General features: G+C 72.0%; 15 protein-coding genes and 1 pseudogene. 11 read left to right on the top strand and 5 right to left on the bottom strand.

The window, feature by feature from the left end; translation table 11 throughout:
* The first annotated feature begins 481 nt into the window (after window positions 1-481).
* The 3 genes from ABH928_RS19325 (at window position 482) to ABH928_RS19315 (ending at window position 3097) form a co-directional block, all read left to right on the top strand.
* The gene (locus ABH928_RS19325; protein ID WP_370068031.1) at window positions 482-1663 is read left to right on the top strand and encodes a VIT1/CCC1 transporter family protein; all 1182 of its coding nucleotides are present in this window, start codon (window positions 482-484) and stop codon (window positions 1661-1663) included.
* Window positions 1664-1791: 128 nt separating this feature from the next.
* Window positions 1792-2001 carry a hypothetical protein gene (locus ABH928_RS19320; protein ID WP_370068029.1) on the top strand — a complete coding sequence of 70 codons (210 nt, stop codon included), beginning with the start codon at window positions 1792-1794 and terminating at the stop codon, window positions 1999-2001.
* Between the two features lie 73 nt (window positions 2002-2074).
* Window positions 2075-3097, top strand: a complete 1023-nt coding sequence (locus tag ABH928_RS19315; RefSeq protein ID WP_370068027.1) for a ketopantoate reductase family protein — start codon at window positions 2075-2077, stop codon at window positions 3095-3097.
* A 7-nt stretch (window positions 3098-3104) separates the two neighbouring features.
* Here the strand turns inward: ABH928_RS19315 and ABH928_RS19310 are convergent, their stop codons facing one another.
* Window positions 3105-3611, bottom strand: coding sequence for a DUF2087 domain-containing protein (locus tag ABH928_RS19310; RefSeq protein WP_370068025.1), 507 nt, complete (start codon window positions 3609-3611; stop codon window positions 3105-3107).
* 169 nt (window positions 3612-3780) lie between these two features.
* Between ABH928_RS19310 and ABH928_RS19305 the strand changes: the two genes are divergently transcribed.
* The gene (locus tag ABH928_RS19305) at window positions 3781-5001 is read left to right on the top strand and encodes a DUF2332 domain-containing protein (protein ID WP_370068023.1); all 1221 of its coding nucleotides are present in this window, start codon (window positions 3781-3783) and stop codon (window positions 4999-5001) included.
* 25 nt (window positions 5002-5026) lie between these two features.
* Here ABH928_RS19305 and ABH928_RS19300 read toward each other — a convergent pair whose 3' ends face one another.
* On the bottom strand, window positions 5027-5722 hold the full coding sequence (locus ABH928_RS19300) for a hypothetical protein (RefSeq protein WP_370068021.1): 696 nt from the start codon (window positions 5720-5722) through the stop codon (window positions 5027-5029).
* Window positions 5723-5937: 215 nt separating this feature from the next.
* Window positions 5938-7680 carry an acyl-CoA synthetase gene (locus ABH928_RS19295; RefSeq protein ID WP_370068019.1) on the bottom strand — a complete coding sequence of 581 codons (1743 nt, stop codon included), beginning with the start codon at window positions 7678-7680 and terminating at the stop codon, window positions 5938-5940.
* 151 nt (window positions 7681-7831) lie between these two features.
* Here ABH928_RS19295 and ABH928_RS19290 point away from each other — a divergent pair, with 151 nt between their 5' ends.
* The 5 genes and pseudogenes from ABH928_RS19290 to ABH928_RS19270 all read left to right on the top strand — a co-directional run bounded on the left by ABH928_RS19290 (window position 7832) and on the right by ABH928_RS19270 (window position 12575).
* On the top strand, window positions 7832-8635 hold the full coding sequence (locus ABH928_RS19290; RefSeq protein ID WP_370068017.1) for a crotonase/enoyl-CoA hydratase family protein: 804 nt from the start codon (window positions 7832-7834) through the stop codon (window positions 8633-8635).
* A gap of 57 nt (window positions 8636-8692) precedes the next feature.
* Window positions 8693-9792, top strand: a pseudogene (locus ABH928_RS19285) (Zn-ribbon domain-containing OB-fold protein).
* Window positions 9789-10904 carry a thiolase domain-containing protein gene (locus ABH928_RS19280; RefSeq protein ID WP_370068015.1) on the top strand — a complete coding sequence of 372 codons (1116 nt, stop codon included), beginning with the start codon at window positions 9789-9791 and terminating at the stop codon, window positions 10902-10904. Before ABH928_RS19285 ends, ABH928_RS19280 begins: the two are co-directional and overlap by 4 nt.
* Window positions 10905-10935: 31 nt before the next feature.
* Entirely contained in the window at window positions 10936-12102 is a 1167-nt protein-coding gene (locus ABH928_RS19275; protein ID WP_370068013.1) for a thiolase domain-containing protein, read from the top strand.
* A gap of 284 nt (window positions 12103-12386) precedes the next feature.
* Window positions 12387-12575, top strand: a complete 189-nt coding sequence (locus ABH928_RS19270; RefSeq protein ID WP_370068327.1) for a DUF397 domain-containing protein — start codon at window positions 12387-12389, stop codon at window positions 12573-12575.
* A 345-nt stretch (window positions 12576-12920) separates the two neighbouring features.
* On the opposite strand, the gene ABH928_RS19265 is transcribed toward ABH928_RS19270, so the two are convergent.
* Complete coding sequence (locus ABH928_RS19265; RefSeq protein WP_370068011.1) at window positions 12921-13013, bottom strand: putative leader peptide; 93 nt, start codon at window positions 13011-13013, stop codon at window positions 12921-12923.
* 158 nt (window positions 13014-13171) lie between these two features.
* Here ABH928_RS19265 and ABH928_RS19260 point away from each other — a divergent pair, with 158 nt between their 5' ends.
* Both ABH928_RS19260 and ABH928_RS19255 read left to right on the top strand, forming a co-directional pair.
* Window positions 13172-13666 (top strand): hypothetical protein, encoded by a 495-nt coding sequence (locus ABH928_RS19260; protein ID WP_370068009.1) that lies wholly within the window; start codon window positions 13172-13174, stop codon window positions 13664-13666.
* 19 nt (window positions 13667-13685) lie between these two features.
* Complete coding sequence (locus ABH928_RS19255) at window positions 13686-14903, top strand: acyl-CoA dehydrogenase family protein (RefSeq protein WP_370068007.1); 1218 nt, start codon at window positions 13686-13688, stop codon at window positions 14901-14903.
* A gap of 55 nt (window positions 14904-14958) precedes the next feature.
* On the opposite strand, the gene ABH928_RS19250 is transcribed toward ABH928_RS19255, so the two are convergent.
* Window positions 14959-16065: an aminoglycoside phosphotransferase family protein gene (locus ABH928_RS19250; RefSeq protein WP_370068005.1), complete on the bottom strand. Its 1107-nt coding sequence runs from the start codon at window positions 16063-16065 to the stop codon at window positions 14959-14961.
* Window positions 16066-16107: the final 42 nt, after the last annotated feature.

Genomic DNA, 16107 nt, shown 5'->3' with positions numbered 1-16107 from the left:
CCGGTGCGCAAGTTGGCCCGTGTGATCCAGCCGCACCCGCACCCGCACGACGTGGCGCGGCGTGCGTTCGAGGGTCGGCCGGGGATGCGGCGCGCCGACGCGGAGAGGCAACCGCCGCGTCGGCGCGCGCGGCGGTTGCCTCATCGGTCCAGGTCCGTGCCCTCCCCTCGTAGGGCACGGGCCGTTGGCAGGTGCGGGCGGGCAGCGCCCCAGGTGTCCCTGTCCGTGACGGTTCACCGCCGCCGTGAGTGATCTTTCGCGATGCGACCGGGATGTGCCAGGTGTCCGGTGCGCCCTACCGGCCGTCTCACCCCGGCCCAGGCCTCTGACCAGCACTTTGAGACGCGTCTCCGCCCGAAGTGGTGACGCCGGGCAGGGGCGGGGGTTGTGGCCGCAGCGGTAGGACTAGGGCTAAAGTCCGAGTAGATTGAAGATTAGACTTTATCTAAACTGGACGCGTTCGACAGAAGGGATCGAAGCCATGGGCACCACGAGCATCTCCCCCCAGCTCCACAGCCCCGCCGACCAGCGCGCGGCGCGTGCCCGCTTCCGGGCGGCCCTGGACGCCGAGCGGCAGAGCGCCGTGCTCTACCGCGCGCTCGCGGACGGTGCGGAGGGCGAGCGGCGGCAGATCCTGCTGGAGCTCGCCGCCATCGAGGACCGGCACGCCGCGCACTGGGAGCACAAGCTGACCGAACTCGGCGAGTCCGTGCCGCAGCCGGGCCGCGTCGGGCCCCGGGTCCGGGTGCTGTCCTGGCTGGCGCGTCGGTACTCGGTCGATCTGGCCCTGCCCTTCGTGGAGCGCGCGGAGCGGGCGGACTCGGGCCTCTATCTGGGCGATCCCGACGCCGCCCCCGGCATGGCCGCCGACGAGCGCTCCCACGCCCGCGTGCTGACGCGGCTGCGTGAGGACGGCGCCGCGTCCGCGGGTCCACAGGGGGAGGCGGGCGGTCGCGGCATCCTGCGCCGCGAACGCTGGCACCGCAGCGACCGGTCCGGCGCGCTGCGCGCGGGGGTCTTCGGGGTCAACGACGGACTGGTCTCCAACGGCTCGCTGGTGCTGGGCTTCGCCGGCTCCGGCGCCGCGCCGGCGACCGTCCTCTTCGCCGGCGTCGCCGGTCTGCTCGCCGGAGCCTTCTCGATGGCGGCGGGGGAGTACATCTCCATGCGCAGCCAGCGCGAGTCCTACGAGCGTGAACTCTCCCTGGAGGCGGCCGAACTGCAGGAGGATCCCGAGGCGGAGGCTGAGGAGCTGGCCCTGATCTACCGGGCCAAGGGCCTGAGCGCGGAGGAGGCCCAGCAGGTCGCCGCCACCATCATGAAGAACCCCGACAGCGCCCTGGAGACCATGGCCCGAGAGGAACTCGGTCTCGATCCCGACGAGTTGGGCTCGCCGTGGGCCGCCGCTCTGTCCAGCCTGCTCGCTTTCGCCCTCGGTGCGGTAGTCGTCATCCTCCCGTACCTCTTCGGGGGCGGCGGCGCTGCCCTGGCCACGGCCGTGGGCCTGACCGGGCTGGCGCTGTTCACGGTCGGCGGCGCGCTCGGCCTGGTCAACGGCCGACCGGTGCTGCGCTCCGGCTTTCGGCAACTCCTGGTCGGCGGCGGTGCGGCGCTGCTCGTCTTCGTCTTCGGCCACGTCATCGGTGCGGGCGGGCTGCACTGACATCGGCGAGGTGCTGCCCCGCGCCCTGGTCGAGGACTGTTGCGCCGCGGTGCTGCGCTACGGCGACCGACCCGCCGCCAGGCGAGGGTCGGGGAGTGACCAGTTCCGGGCCTCGTCGTTGCCAGTGCATGAAGAAGGTCATCGCGCTCGCCGTACTCACCACCGCAGGACTCGCCCTCGCCGCTCCCGCGCACGCCGACGACGGCGCGAACTCGCCCCAGTCCAACGGCTTCAAGGCCGCCGTCACCTGCCTGCCGGACCTCGTCCTCTCGCCCGTCACGGGCCCCACCGCCGCAGGCCACTGCGTGCGGCAGCAGATCTTCGGCCACGACGGCTGACGCCGCACCGACCCGAGGGGTGCGCGCCGCAAGGAACGTCGCTGGCGGCGATGCGGACGCTAGAGTCGTCCGCATGCGCTACATCATCGTCGGGGCGGGCGCCGTCGGCGGCGCTGTCGGTGGGCGGTTGGCCCAGAGCGGGCGCGAGGTCGCCCTGGTCGCGCGCGGCGCGCATCTGGACGCGCTGCGCACCTGGGGGCTGCGGTTGGTGACGCCGCAGGGCGAGGAACGGTTGCGTATCCCCGCCTATGCGCACCACGAGGACATGGGCCCGCTCGGCGCGGACGACGTGCTGGTGCTCGCGGTCAAGTCGCAGGACAGCGAGGGGCTGTTGCGACAGTGGTCGGCCGCGCCCGTCAGGGGTGGCGGCACGGCGGGCGAGGTACTGCCGATCGTCTGCGCGCAGAACGGCGTCGCCAACGAGCGGGCAGCGCTGCGGCACTTCCGCACCGTGGTGGGCATGACCGTCTGGCTGCCCGCGACCCATCTGGAGCCGGGCACCGTGGTGGCGCACTGTTCCCCGCTCACCGGGATCCTGACGCTCGGTCACTACCCTGCCCGGCAGACGGACGCCCCGAGCCCGCTGCTGCAGGACCTCTCCGCCGACCTGGAGGAGTCGTACTTCGCGGCCCCGGTGGTGCCGGACGTGATGCGGTGGAAGTACGGCAAACTGCTCAACAACCTTGCCAATGCGCTGGAGGCGCTGCTCGGCCGTTCCGCGCTGGAGGTCGGAGCCGAGGACCTGCTGGCGCAGGTCAGGGCCGAGGGCGTGGCCGCGCTCGATGCGGCCGGGATCGCCTACAGTTCCGAGAAGGAACGCGCCGTGGTGCAGGGCGAGCGGATGCGGGTCACGGACATCCCCGACGTCGACCGGGCCGGCGGATCGACCTGGCAGAGCCTGACCCGCGGCGGCAGCGTCGAGGCGGACTACCTCAACGGTGAGATCGCCCTGTTGGGGCGGACGCACGGTGTGCCGACCCCGCTCAACGACCTGCTGCGCCACGAGGTGACCCGGCTGGCCCTGGAGGGTCTCCCGCCCGGGAGCGTCACTGCGGACGAACTCCGCGTGCTGCTCGGTGGCACACGCCCCGCCTGATCATGGGTCAGTCCGCGACGCGGTAGGAGGTGCCGTCGGCGGAGCGGGTCAGGAAGCCGTTCTCGACCAGGTAGCGGCGCAGCGCCGCACAGTCGTCCCAGTACTGCTTCAGCGCGATGTTGACCTCGGGCTCGGTGTAGCGGACGCCCGGCTCGAAGATCCGCCCCGTGAGGTGGGCCAGCAGTGCGAGTCGTCGTGCCGGTCGGACCGGAATCTCGGTCAGCCGCCCGTCTCGGAAGAACTGCGCCACATCCGCGCCGGGTGTGCCGGTCGCGTCCTGGTGCTTGGCCGGGCCGCGCAGAGCCGTAGCGAACGTCTCTGCGTCGGCGACCAGCCGGCCGTCCTCCGACCGCAACCGGAGCAGGCCCGCCGACTGCAACCGGGCGGCGTGACGCCCGAGCTCTGCGGGAGCCACGCCCTCGGCTCCGGCCAGGACGGCGGTGGCATAGGCGTGCAGCCGGTCCCGGTCGGCGAGGGCGGAGGCGAGCGGTGCGAGCAGCGACAGATCAGGCATGCCCGGGAGGCTATTCCTCGCCCGCGCGGCGGGGCGACCGAATTGTTGGCGTTCGCCGTTCGCGGTTCGCCGTTCGGGTCCGTGATGGGGCTCACCCTCCGCGTCGGTGTGGGAAGGCACCGCCTGGTGCATGATCAGCACCAGTGTGAACGCAGAGCGGAGGATGCACGTGAGCGAGGTATCGGGCGAGGTCACGAGCGGTGCGACAGACCGGTCTGAGCCGAACCGGTCTGAGTCGGACCGGTCGCAGGCCGGCGCGGCTGCGGAGGGCCAGCCTTCGGGCGGTGCCTTCGTCGCCGAGACCGTGCCGGACGCCGCCTCCGGCGTGGAGCGCACCGCCGCCTTGTTCGAGCGGCAAGCCGTCGGCTGCGAGGAACTCGGCTCACCGTTCTACGCTGGGCTGCTGCGCCGGGCCGCCGAGGACATCCGCGCCGGTGGCCCGTGCGCCGATGCGGTCGCCGGGTACGAGCAGGCGCCCGGACCGGACGCCATCGCCCTGCGCGTCCTGGGCGGCGTCCACGCGCTCGTCCTCACCGGTCGGGCGCCCCGCCTCGCGCCGTACTACCCGAGCGCCGGCGGCACCGCCGACCCCTCCCGAGCGGACGCGTGCTGGCGGGAGTTCCGCCAGGTCGTCGCCGACGAGCTGCCGTGGATCCGCGACTGGATGAGCCGGCCACCGCAGACCAACGAGGTGGGTCGCGCCAACCTGTTGATCGCCGGTCTGCTGCGTGCCGCCGTGGAGTACCCGCTGCCGATCCGCCTCATCGAACTCGGCTCCAGCGCCGGGCTGAACCTCCGTCCCGAGCTCTTCCGCTACACCGCTCCCGGGTACGCGTGGGGCAACCCGGACTCGCCGGTCCACCTGGATGACGCCTGGCAGGGCGCAGTGCCGACCTGGCTGGCCGAGGCGGCCGAGTCGCGGCCCATCCTTGACGTGGTCGAGCGCCACGGCTGTGACCTGACCCCCATCGACCCACTCACCGAGACCGGGGCCTTGGCCCTACGCGCCTACGTCTGGCCCGACCAGCCCGCCCGCTCCGCTCGACTGCACGGCGCGTTGGAGCTGGCCGCCCGGTACCCGGCCCAGGTGCAGCGGCTGGGAGCAGCGGAGTTCCTGAAGCGCGCGCAGGTCCAGGACGGGACGTTGACGGTGGTCTGGCACTCGATCATGAAGCAGTACGTCCCGGCGCCGGAATGGGCCGAGGTCAACGACCAACTGGCCCGGCTCGCCGACGAGAGCAGCCCGGACGCGCCGTTCGCCCACGTCTCCTTCGAGCCCGAGCGGGTCGGCAGCAGCTTCCCCTTCCGCGCGTCGGTGCGCATCGGCAGGCGGGATCGGATCCTGCTGGCCGAGGCCTACCCGCACGGGCTGCCCGCTTGGGCAATGTGAGCGATGCAGGCGATGTGGCCGCCCGTCAGCGGGAGTTGGCCTCGCCGCTTGGCCGACGTATCCGGTCGACGAAGCCGATCATCTCGTCGGCCGTGGGCCAGCGGGCGGCGTTCAGCCGCTTCGGCCCCTGGCCGGCGGGGCCTCGGGCGCCGGTGGCAGTGGCGGCCTGCCCCGTGGTCGCGTCTGCCTCCGCCTGTCCGGGGCGGTCCCAGTGACGGAGCGCGTCGGCCTCCTGCGTGCACTCGTCGGTGAGCCGACCGAGCTCGTCCTCGGAGAAGCGGTGTTGGCGGTCCTGTACGGCCCAGCGCAGCTCCTCCGCGGCGTGCATGATCCGCTCGGCGCGCCGCCGCAGCTCCGGGAGCTTGGCGTCGACGCGCGCGGCGTCGGGCTCGCGCTCCAGCACGCGCAGCTGGCCGTCGAGCTCGGCCGCGTGCTCGCTGAGCCGCCTGAGCAGCGCCATCGACTCACCGACCTGCGCGTCCTGCGAGGCGGCGGCGTTCAGCGCGTCCCGGGTGCCCTCCAAGGCTCCGCGTAGCCGGAGCCGGGTGGTGGCGATCCGGCCCTGGGGTCCGAGATTGGTGTACGCCTTGGTTTTGAGTGTGAGGTCCTCCGCCTTGGCCCCCACCGCGCGGGCGGCTCGGACCATCCCGAGGACCACCAGGACGATCACGCTGATGCCCACGAGGGCGAACAAGGCGCTCAGCACTCCTGCAACCTCCATGGCCGACCTGCCCTTCTCGCTGACGCCCCTGTCCGCACGAATCCACCGTAACCTCTCGCGGTGACGGCGTCGCCGGTGATCAGGGGGAGCTCGGGGAACTCTGGGGGAGAACCCCGAGGGCGACCCCTGAGCGGACCCTGATGCCGGTCCGTCGGAGTAGGTCCGGAGCAGGTCCGGAGGGGGCCCGTGACAGCCAGAGGTGCAGGTCGGCGCGGTCAGACGGTGGCCACCTGCTTCGCCCACCGCATGTCCGGCTTGCCGGCTGGGGTGCGCTCGATCGACGGGACCAGGTGGAGGCGGCGCGGGACCTTGTAGCCAGCGACATGGGCCCGACAGTGCGCCTGCAGTGCCTCCAGGGTGAGCTCGGGCTGCCCCTCCCGCTGGTGGACCAGCGCCACCACGGTCTCGCCCCACCGCTCGTCCGGTGCGCCGACCACAACCGTGTCGTAGACCGCCGGGTGGGCCTTGATCGCCGACTCGACCTCCTCGGGGAAGACCTTCTCCCCGCCGGAGTTGATGCACGACGACCCACGCCCGAGCAGGGTGATCCGGCCGTCCTCCTCCCTCCGCGCCCAGTCGCCGGGCACGGCGTAACGGGTGCCGTCAGGCGCGGTGCGGAAGACCTCCGCGCTCTCGGCCGGGTCGCCCAGGTAGCAGAGCGGTATGTTGCCGCGCCGGGCGAGCCGGCCGACGACGCCCGCCGGGAGCGGGTTGAGGTCGTCGTCGACCACGTCGGAGTCGCCGATCGGCCGGGTGGTCACCGAGCCCTGTCCGCCGCCCGCCCGGTCGGCGGCGCTCCACTGGCTGACGCCGCCCGCGCCGCCCTCGCTGGAGCCGATCGCATCGCTCAGGTAGAGGTTCGGCAGCAGGTCGAGGAAGCGGTTCTTCACCGGCGCGGAGAACAACGCGGCGCTGCTGACCAGCCCGAACAGCGACGTCACGTCGTAGCGGTCGCCGCTGCTGTCCCCGCCGTCCTCGCCGCCCCCACCGTCCCCGCCGGCCTCACCGTCCCCGCCCGCCTCGACGGCAGCGCCGAGGGCCTCGACCAGGGGTCGGCCCATCGCGTCGCCGGTGATCATCACCACGTGCACCTTCTCGCTGCCGACCAGCTGCCAGACCCGGTCCGCGTCGAAGCGGTCGACCAGCACCGCGCGGTTGCCACGGAACAGCTGCTGCATCAGCGCCCACTGGGTCGCGCCGTGCATCAGCGGGGCGATCGGGAGGAAGGTGACCGGGTTGGCGTAGCCGGTCGTGACGATCTCCTCGGGGGTCGCCATCCGGTGGCCGTTGGTGACGTCGATGCCGCCGCCGAGGGCGAAGAAGACATCCTCCTGCCGCCAGACGACGCCCTTCGGCAGGCCGGTCGTCCCGCCGGTGAAGAGCAGGTAGTGGTCGTCGGCCGAGCGCGGTGCGAAGTCACGCTGCGGGCTACCGGCGGCGATCGCCTTCTCGTAGGGGACAGCGAGCAGGTTGACGTCGGACAGGTTGACGTCGGGCAGGTTGGCGGCCGAGTCGGCGGCCACGTCCGGACCGCCGCTCCCCGGCTCCTCGATCACGATCAGGTGCCGGAGAGCGGGCAGCCCGGGCCGGACCTCGGCAACCCGGCTGGCGAAGCGTTCCTGGTAGATCATCGCCTTGGGCTCTGCCATGCCGAGCAGGTACGTCAACTCGTCCGTGACGTAGCGGTAGTTCACGTTGACGCAGACCGCGCGCACCTTGCAGATCGCCAGCAGCGACTCGACCCACTCCGCGCAGTTCAGCGCGTAGACGGCGATCCGGTCGCCCGGACCGAGCCCGGCCTCCGACAGGTGGTGGGCGAGGCGGTTGGCGCGCTCGTCCAGCTCCGCGAAGGTGCGCCGCTGCACGGCCCGGCCCTCGACGGTGGCGCAGCTGATCGCCTCACGCCGGGGGAAGTGGTCAACCGCTTGCTCGAACAGATCGGCCAGGTTGAATTCCATGGCCGGAGAGTAGGAGCGGGACGTTCAGAACTCCAGGCTTCCGGCGTCGTGAACTTGTTCTTGGAACTGTACTTGAAAACCCGTCAGCAAGACTGCAACCTGTTCTAGATCTGAACCGGACAAGGTTGGCAGCCACGGCGGAGGCGGTGCCATGACGGGCACGGAACATCTGATCATCGAGCAGCACGGCGCGACGCTGGTGGTGACGCTGAATCGTCCCGAAGCCAAGAACGCGTTCTCGCTTCCGATGCTGGTGGGACTCCACGACGCGTGGATCGAGGCGGACGCGGACGACGCGATCCGATCAATTGTGTTGACCGGTGCGGGCGGCGCTTTCTGCGCCGGAATGGACCTCAAAGCGCTTGCCGGCGGCGGCTTCGCCGAGGACGAGCCGTACCGCGCGCGGCTCGCCGCCGATCCCGATCTGCACTGGAAGGCGATGCTGCGCCACCACCGTCCGCGCAAGCCGGTCATCGCCGCCGTCGAGGGCGTCTGCGTCGCGGGCGGGACCGAAGTGCTGCAGGCGACCGACATCCGGGTGGCGGCGGAGTCCGCGAGCTTCGGGCTCTTCGAGGTCCGGCGCGGGCTCTTCCCGGTCGGCGGGTCCACAGTCCGGCTGGCCCGGCAGATCCCGCACACCCACGCGCTGGAGATGCTGCTGACCGGCCGCCGCTACAGCGCCGCCGAGGCGCGCGACATCGGCCTGGTCGGCAGCGTCGTCCCGGACGGTACGGCGCTCAAACGCGCGCTGGAGCTGGCCGAGGCCGTCAACGAGGCCGCGCCGCTCGCCGTCGAGGCGGTCAAGCGATCCGTCTACGAGACCGCTCCGATGAGTGAAGAAGAGGGCCTGAAACGGGAGTTGGAGCTCGGCTGGCCGATCTTCGCGACCGAGGACGCGAAGGAGGGCCCCCGCGCCTTCGCCGAGAAGCGCGCCCCCGTCTACCGCCGCCGGTGACGCAGACCCTCGGAACCCGGTACCAACCCACCCCCGACCCCCGGAAGAGGAACCGCCATGCCGCCCGAGGTGCTCAGCGCACCGCTGATCGTCGAGTTCCCGTTCACCCGCTCCACCGGCCCTGTGCTTGGAGCCTTCCTCACCGGGCTGCGCGAGCGCGTCGTCCTGGGCGTACGCGGCAGTGACGGCAGGGTGATCTGCCCGCCCGCCGAGTACGACCCGGTGACCGCCGAAGAGCTGACCCAGCTGGTGCCGCTGGGCCAGGTCGGCACCGTCACCACCTGGGCCTGGAACGCCAGTCCGCGCCCCTACCAGCCGCTGGACACCCCGTTCGCCTGGGTGCTCGTCCGCCTGGACGGCGCCGACACCGCCCTGCTGCACGCGCTGGACGCCCCGCGCGAGAGCGTGCGTACCGGTATGCGCGTGGCCGTCCGTTGGGCCGAGGAGCGCACCGGGGCCATCACCGACATCGCCTGCTTCGTGCCCGCGGCCGAGACCGCGGCCGAGACCGCGGCCGAGACCGTGACCGCGGCCGAGACCGGGACCGCGACCGCGGCCGAGACCGCGGTCGAGACACCGTCGGCTCCGGACACGGACGGCGCCGCGACGGAACCGGAGGGCTCCGCCATATGACCTCAGTCGTCGAACTCCTCGCGGGCATACCCGAACTGGCCGGTGCCGAGCCGGTGACCCGGGTGACGCTCCCCGCCCGCCTGGAGTACACCTACAGCCCCGGCACCGCGCAGACCCGGTTCCTCAACGCCCTGCGGGAGAAGCGCCTGCTGGCCGAACGCTGCCCGCGGTGCACCCGCGTCTACGTGCCGCCCCGAGGAGCCTGCCCGACCTGCGGCATCGCCACCTCCGAGCAGCTCGAACTGCCGCACACCGGCACCGTCACCACCTTCTGCATCGTCAACATCGCGGCGAAGGGCCTCGACGTCGAGGTGCCCTACTGCTACGCCTACGTGCTGCTCGACGGCGCCCACGTCGGCCTGCACGCGCGCATCGGCGACACCCCCTACGCCGAGGTCCGCATCGGACAGCGCGTCGAGGCGGTCTGGCGCGACCGACTCGGGCCCAGCCTCGCCAGCATCAGCCACTTCCGTCCCACGGGCGAACCGGACGCCGACCCCGAGAGCTACCGGAGGTGGATGTGAGCAGCGCCAGCAGCTCCGAGACTTCCCGCTCCTCCCGCTTCTCCCGTACGGCGCGGCGCGACGTCGCCCTCGTCGCCTTCGCCCAGAGCAACCACACGCGTCGCACCGACCAGCTGTCCGAGGTCGAGCTGGTAATGCCCGTCCTCCACGACGTACTCAAGCAGACGGGACTGACAGCCAACCAGATCGGCTTCACCTGCTCCGGCAGTAGCGACTACCTCGCCGGCCGCGCCTTCTCCTTCACCATGACGCTCGACGGCGTCGGCGCCTGGCCGCCGATCTCCGAGTCGCACGTGGAGATGGACGGCGCCTGGGCCCTCTACGAGGCCTGGGTGAAACTCCAGACCGGCGAGGCCGACACCGCACTCGTCTACTCCTACGGCAAGTCCAGCCCCGGCAGCGTCCGAGACGTGCTGACCCGTCAGCTCGACCCCTACACCCTCGCGCCGCTCTGGCCCGACACGGTCGCGCTCGCCGCACTCCAGGCCCAGGCGTTGCTGGACGCGGGTCTCACCGACGAGCGCGAACTGGCCACGACAGCGGTCCGTAGCCGCCGCGCCGCCGCGAGCAACCCGCACGCGCAGCTGCGCGACAGCGCCGACGAAGCCGAACTGCTCGGCCGCCCCTACGAGGTGGAGCCGCTGCGCCGGCACGACTGTCCGCCGATCAGCGACGGCGCGGCGGCGGTGATCCTGGCCGCGGGCGACACCGCCCGTGCCCTGCATGCCCGTCCCGCCTGGATCCGCGGCATCGACCACCGGATCGAGGCGCATCAGCCCGGCGTGCGCGACCTGACCGAGTCGCCGTCCACCAGGACCGCCGCCGTCGCCGCCGGGGCCTTCGACGCCCCGCTCGACGGCGCCGAGCTCCATGCGCCGTTCACCTCCCAGGAGGTGATCCTGCGGCGGGCGTTGGACCTCGGCGACGGCGTCCCGGTCAACGCGTCGGGCGGACCGCTGGCCGCCAACCCGATGATGGCGGCCGGACTGATCCGGATCGGTGAGGCCGCCGCCCGGATCCACCGCGGCGAGGCCCATCGGATGCTGGCGCACGCCACCTCCGGCCCCTGCCTGCAGCAGAACCTGGTGGCCGTCCTGGAGGGAACGCGATGACGACCGCACGTGGAGCGCGAGGTGGAGTGGCATGAGCAAGCAACCGGTCGCCGTCGTCGGTGTCGGCCAGACCAAGCACGTGGCGGCGCGTCAGGACGTCTCCATCGCGGGGTTGGTCCGAGAGGCCGCCGCCCGCGCCCTGACCGACGCCGAGTTGGGCTGGTCCGACATCGACGCGGTGGTCGTCGGCAAGGCCCCGGACTTCTTCGAGGGCGTGATGATGCCCGAGCTCTACCTCGCCGAGGCGCTCGGCGCGGTGGGCAAGCCCATGATGCGGGTGCACACCGCGGGCTCGGTCGGCGGTTCGACCGCACTGGTCGCCGCCAACCTGGTTGCCGCAGGGGTGCACGGCACGGTGCTCACGGTGGCGTTCGAGAAGCAGTCCGAGTCCAACGCGATGTGGGGCCTCTCGCTGCCGGTCCCGTTCCAGCAGCCGTTGACCGCCGGCGCGGGCGGCTTCTTCGCGCCCCACGTGCGCGCCTACATGCGCCGGACCGGCGCGCCGGACACCGTCGGCTCGCTGGTCGCGTACAAGGACCGCAGGAACGCGCTGAAGAACCCCTACGCGCACCTGCACGAACGTGATCTGACGCTGGAGAAGGTGCAGACGTCGCCGATGCTCTGGGATCCGATCCGCTACTCCGAGACCTGTCCCTCCTCGGACGGGGCATGCGCGTTGGTGCTCACCGGGGAGCGCGGTGCGGCCCGTGCGCCGCATGCGCCCGCCTGGCTCCACGGTGGCGCGATGCGCAGCGAGCCGACCATCTTCGCGGGCAAGGACTACGTCAGCCCGCAGGCCGGACGTGACTGCGCCGCCGACGTCTACCGTCAGGCCGGGATCGCTGACCCGCGACGGCAGATCGACGTGGTGGAGATGTACGTGCCGTTCTCTTGGTACGAGCCGATGTGGCTGGAGAACCTCGGCTTCGCCGAGCCCGGGGAGGGCTGGAAGCTGGTCGAAGCCGGAGTCACCGAGATGGACGGCGATCTGCCGGTCAACCCTTCGGGCGGGGTGCTCTCCTCCAACCCCATCGGCGCGTCCGGCATGCTCCGCTTCGCCGAGGCGGCGCTCCAGGTGAGCGGCCGGGCCGGCGAGCACCAGATCGACGGCGCCCGGCGCGCGATGGGCCACGCCTACGGCGGCGGCGCGCAGTTCTTCTCGATGTGGTTGGTCGGCAGCGACAAACCGCAGCACTGACACCGCTTCTGACACCTGCTCGACATCGCGACGACGTCATCCGTACACCGTGCGGAGGGCGTTGCGACCCGCACGCGATACCACCGCGATCCGTCCCGTGTCACCCTCACGGGCGGATCGCGTCCAAGCACTCCACCCAGGGGTGTCGTGGAGATTACAGTGGGATCAACTGACGGCGGGAGGAGCACGACGTGGCAAGCGACGCATTCTTCGACGGCACTGCGAGGGCCGGCGTTCTCACTCAGCGGGGCCCATTCGGGGCAGGCGTTGAGGTAAAACCCCACCTGGACCTGAGCGGTGCCGAGTGGATGTCGAGCAGTCAGGGCATAGGGGACGTCCAGATCGCCTTCGTCGACGGCTTCATCGCGATGCGCGACCGCCGCAGCCCGGAGGGGCCGTCGCTGATCTTCACGCCGGCCGAGTGGAACGCCTTCGTCCTCGGCGCACGCGACGGCGAGTTCGACCTGACCTGAACGGCCACCCGGTCTGAGCAGCCGCCCGACCTGGTCATCTGCCCGACCTGAGTGGTCATCCGATCTGATGCGGGCGCCGCGTCGACCACCCCCCCGGGGTCGACGCGGCGCCCAGCCCGCCAGCACACGCCCCCACGCGGTGCGAGGCGGGCCCGCCTGCCCCTGCCGGTCATGGCACGGCAGGCGAGTCCCACGGTTTTTTGATGGTTCCGGGTCGAAGCAAGATTGGTGGACGAGGAGGGCCGTCTTCAGGCGCACGGTCGATCCGGGGCTGATCCTTGGGTGAATCCTTGGAGTGATCGCCGGAGCTGCCGGACTTCTCTGGACTTCGATGTCTGCGAGGCGTCAACGGCTCGGGATGCAGCACCGACAGGCGGCCGACGCCACGCGAAGCAGGTCGATATGACCCCTGCTCACCAAACGCGAACGTCTCTGCATGTCGCCGACCGTAATCGGAACGTGATCGGCTCGTCAACCCGGAATCTCGTCTCCCGGAACGTGGTCCCAGGGATCGGAACGGAGCCGGAACGGGGCCAGAAGGGAATCCCGGGCCAGGCCACGCGTTCTCGACGTTCACGGACACGTACGATTGCCCCATGGCTTTCCTTCGCCGCCGCTCCGGCACCCCCGCAGGCCCGGATTTCGACGTTCTCGCGATGGACCCGGGCGACTGGCCTGGAGACCTCGGCGCCGTCCTGCTCAGTGACCCGGAGGACGGCACCTGCCAGGGCGTGGTGCTGCGCTACGACCTGATGGGCGGCCGTGGCCCGTCGATGCTGATCGGCAACCTGCGGCCGGGTTCCCCCGCCCGCGAGCCGGAGGACGGGGTCCCGTTCGAGGTGCGGCAGATGCTGGCGGCCGTCGGCAACGACGAGCCGGTCGGGGTGCTCGACACCGAGGACTTCCCGGTGATGCTGGACGACGCGCTGCTGATCGTGAAGAAGGTCAAGCTGACCGAGGGCCGTCTCGCCTGCGTGCAGTTCGGGCGGAGCGACGACATCCAGGTCACCGTGGTCACCTGGGACCGGCCGATCAGCGAGGACCTCTACAAGCTGCTCAAGCCGCTGCCCGCGGACATGTTCCAGGTCTGAGCCGAGTCGGACCGAGACCGTGACCCCGAACCGCACCCCCTCGAACGCGTCGTCCCCCGCGACCCCGTCACCCTCCTCGGCCCGGCGTGCTCCGTCGAGCTCCGGCGCGGCGCAGGCAGAGATGCTGGCCCGGGTGATGGCGGCGCTTCCGCGTGTCGTCGACCTGCTCGCCGCGCGAGCCGAGGAGCAGGACCGCGAGGCCGACTTCCCCTACCAGGGGATCGAGACCCTGCATGCGGCCGGACTGCTGACCGTGACGGTGGCGCAACGCCACGGCGGACCGGCGGCCGGCCTGGCGCAGACGGTCGGCCTGCTTGCCGCGCTTGGCAGCGGCGACCCGTCGGTGGCGCTGCTGGCAGCGGAAACCCTGCTCGTCCACGCAGCCGAGGACCGGTCGCCGCGCTGGCCGTCCGGCGCGTACCAGGCGCTGCTGGCGGAGTCGAAGCGCGGCCCGGCGCTCGCCGGGACGCTGCGCAGCCGCTCCGGCGTGCGTGCGGAGCGGACGGCGGACGGTTGGCAGCTGACGGGCCACGAGCCGTCCGTCCCCGGGGCCGAGGCGTTGCACTGGATGACGGTCGACGCATTCGTCACCGAAGCCGATGGCGACGCCACCGGCGACGACCGGGGCGAGGGCGCTGCAACGTTTCTACTGCCCGGCGATGCGCCAGGGCTGATCGTCGAACCGGGCACCGAGCAGTTCGGACTTCGCGCGCGGGCCGTCCAGGACGTCGGATTCGAGGACGTCATGCTCGATGAGGAAGCCCGACTGGCCGCACCGGGTCGGCGGGACGAGGCCGCGCGTCGCCTTGCGGTGGCGGCCGTCGCCGTGGGTGTCGCCTCCTCCGCGCGAGCCTGGCTGCGGCGGAGCATCAAGGAGTTGCCGCTGGCGGAGCTCGGCCGGCTGGAGGTCGAACTGGCCGAGTCCGAGGAGCTGTTGACCGCTCTCGCCCGCTCTCTCGACGCCTTGTCTCTCGACACCCGGTCTGTCGACGCCGAGGACCCGAACGGGGGCCGGAACGTCGGCACCCCCGACGCGACGCGTCGTGCGGCCCTGCTGGCGCCACGGGTGGCGGAGAGGGCGCTGGGAATCGTGCGCCACTGCGTCGATCTTTCCGGCACGCAGGGCCTGACCCGTGGCTGGCCCTTGGAGCGCCAGCTCCGGGATGCGGTGAGTCTGCGCGCGTTGCTGCCCCGGGAGGACGTCCTCCTCGCCGAAGCGGGTCGGTCACTCAGCTGACCTCGTCGGCCGCGTTGCGGCGGCCGGTCGGCCCGGGAGCTGCCGACCGACCCGTTCAGCGCGTTCCGACCGCGGCGCGGACCGCACGCCGTGCCAACGCGGCGTCCTCGTGCAGGCGTCGGATCAGGATGCGCTGCTCCTCGCTCGCGCCCGGCACGTCGTGGCGGCGCAGCTCCCGCATCAGCAGCAGGATCAGGTTGACCAGGAACGCGTCGCGCGGCAGCGTGCCACCGGCCTGGGCGACCTGGCTCAGCTGACGCCGCGCGCCCGTATCGCCTGACATGACCGTCCAGAGCACGGCCAGGTCGTAACCGGGCAGGTACCACCCGGACTGCTCCCAGTCGACCAGGACCGGGCCGGACGGGGCCAGCAGCACGTTGGTCAGCAGCGCGTCGCCATGGCAGAACTGCCAGGGCTGGTGGGCCAGTCCGTGCAGCAGCTGCTGCAGGTCGCTGGCGTCACGGTCGGTCAGCAGGCCCAGCGCGTGATAGCGGGCCACCTCACGCCCGTAGTCCAGCGGACGGTCGAAGACGTCCGTCGGCGGGCGCCACAGGTTGAGCGCGCGGACCGCGCCGACGATCGCCCGGACCTCGCCCGGCGTCGGTGCGTTGGAGGGGTGGCGCTCCCGCGCGGCCGGTCGGCCGGGGACACGCTCCATCAGCAGCACGCAGCGCTCGCTGTCGGCGGCGACCAGCTTGGGCTGGCGCGCCGGCGGACGGTGACGCACGAAGGCTCGGTAGGTGGCGATCTCACGCTGGAACTGGATCGTGCCCTCGACGTCATCGCCAGGCCGCGCCAGGCACTTCGCCACCACCGGGGTGCGGCCGGCGGTACCGGCGATCAGCACGTGTCGTCCGTCGCGAATCAGCTGGCGCGGGACGAAGGAGGGCGATATCCGCGCGATGTGGGCCAGCGCGGCGCGGACCTGCGGCGAGCGATCGGCCGGGTTCTCCGTGCGCGGCGCGGCGGCGGGCCGGGCCTGCGCCGGAACGGGGCGACGGAGTTGCTGGGCCGGGTGGGCCGGACGGGCCTGGAGTTGACCGCTGCCCTGCTCACGGCCGCGGGGGTCCAGCCCGATGGCGGGCCGACGCCGCAGTGGGCCCGGGACGGAGGGCTGCTGGGGGCGGGACACCGGGGCGGGAGAGAGAGCCTGTGAGTACATGAGGTGGGTCCTGGTCCCTTCGTGTGCCGGTGGCGGGCTGCC

Origin of the sequence: Streptacidiphilus sp. MAP5-3 (genome assembly GCF_041262505.1) — a bacterium.
Taxonomy (GTDB): domain Bacteria; phylum Actinomycetota; class Actinomycetes; order Streptomycetales; family Streptomycetaceae; genus Streptacidiphilus.
The sequence above is the reverse complement of the archived record's forward strand: the minus strand, read 5'-3'. Positions and strand labels throughout refer to the sequence as shown.

Excerpts from the sequence above, each read along its gene's own strand:
- ABH928_RS19315 (WP_370068027.1), top strand. The coding sequence starts at position 2,075 with ATGCGCTACATCATCGTCGGGGCGGGCGCCGTCGGCGGCGCTGTCGGT.
- ABH928_RS19300 (WP_370068021.1), bottom strand. The coding sequence starts at position 5,722 with ATGGAGGTTGCAGGAGTGCTGAGCGCCTTGTTCGCCCTCGTGGGCATC.
- ABH928_RS19250 (WP_370068005.1), bottom strand. The coding sequence starts at position 16,065 with ATGTACTCACAGGCTCTCTCTCCCGCCCCGGTGTCCCGCCCCCAGCAG.
- ABH928_RS19275 (WP_370068013.1), top strand. The coding sequence starts at position 10,936 with ATGAGCAAGCAACCGGTCGCCGTCGTCGGTGTCGGCCAGACCAAGCAC.
- ABH928_RS19320 (WP_370068029.1), top strand. The coding sequence starts at position 1,792 with ATGAAGAAGGTCATCGCGCTCGCCGTACTCACCACCGCAGGACTCGCC.
- ABH928_RS19310 (WP_370068025.1), bottom strand. The coding sequence starts at position 3,611 with ATGCCTGATCTGTCGCTGCTCGCACCGCTCGCCTCCGCCCTCGCCGAC.
- ABH928_RS19265 (WP_370068011.1), bottom strand. The coding sequence starts at position 13,013 with ATGCAGAGACGTTCGCGTTTGGTGAGCAGGGGTCATATCGACCTGCTT.
- ABH928_RS19290 (WP_370068017.1), top strand. The coding sequence starts at position 7,832 with ATGACGGGCACGGAACATCTGATCATCGAGCAGCACGGCGCGACGCTG.
- ABH928_RS19295 (WP_370068019.1), bottom strand. The coding sequence starts at position 7,680 with ATGGAATTCAACCTGGCCGATCTGTTCGAGCAAGCGGTTGACCACTTC.
- ABH928_RS19325 (WP_370068031.1), top strand. The coding sequence starts at position 482 with ATGGGCACCACGAGCATCTCCCCCCAGCTCCACAGCCCCGCCGACCAG.
- ABH928_RS19260 (WP_370068009.1), top strand. The coding sequence starts at position 13,172 with ATGGCTTTCCTTCGCCGCCGCTCCGGCACCCCCGCAGGCCCGGATTTC.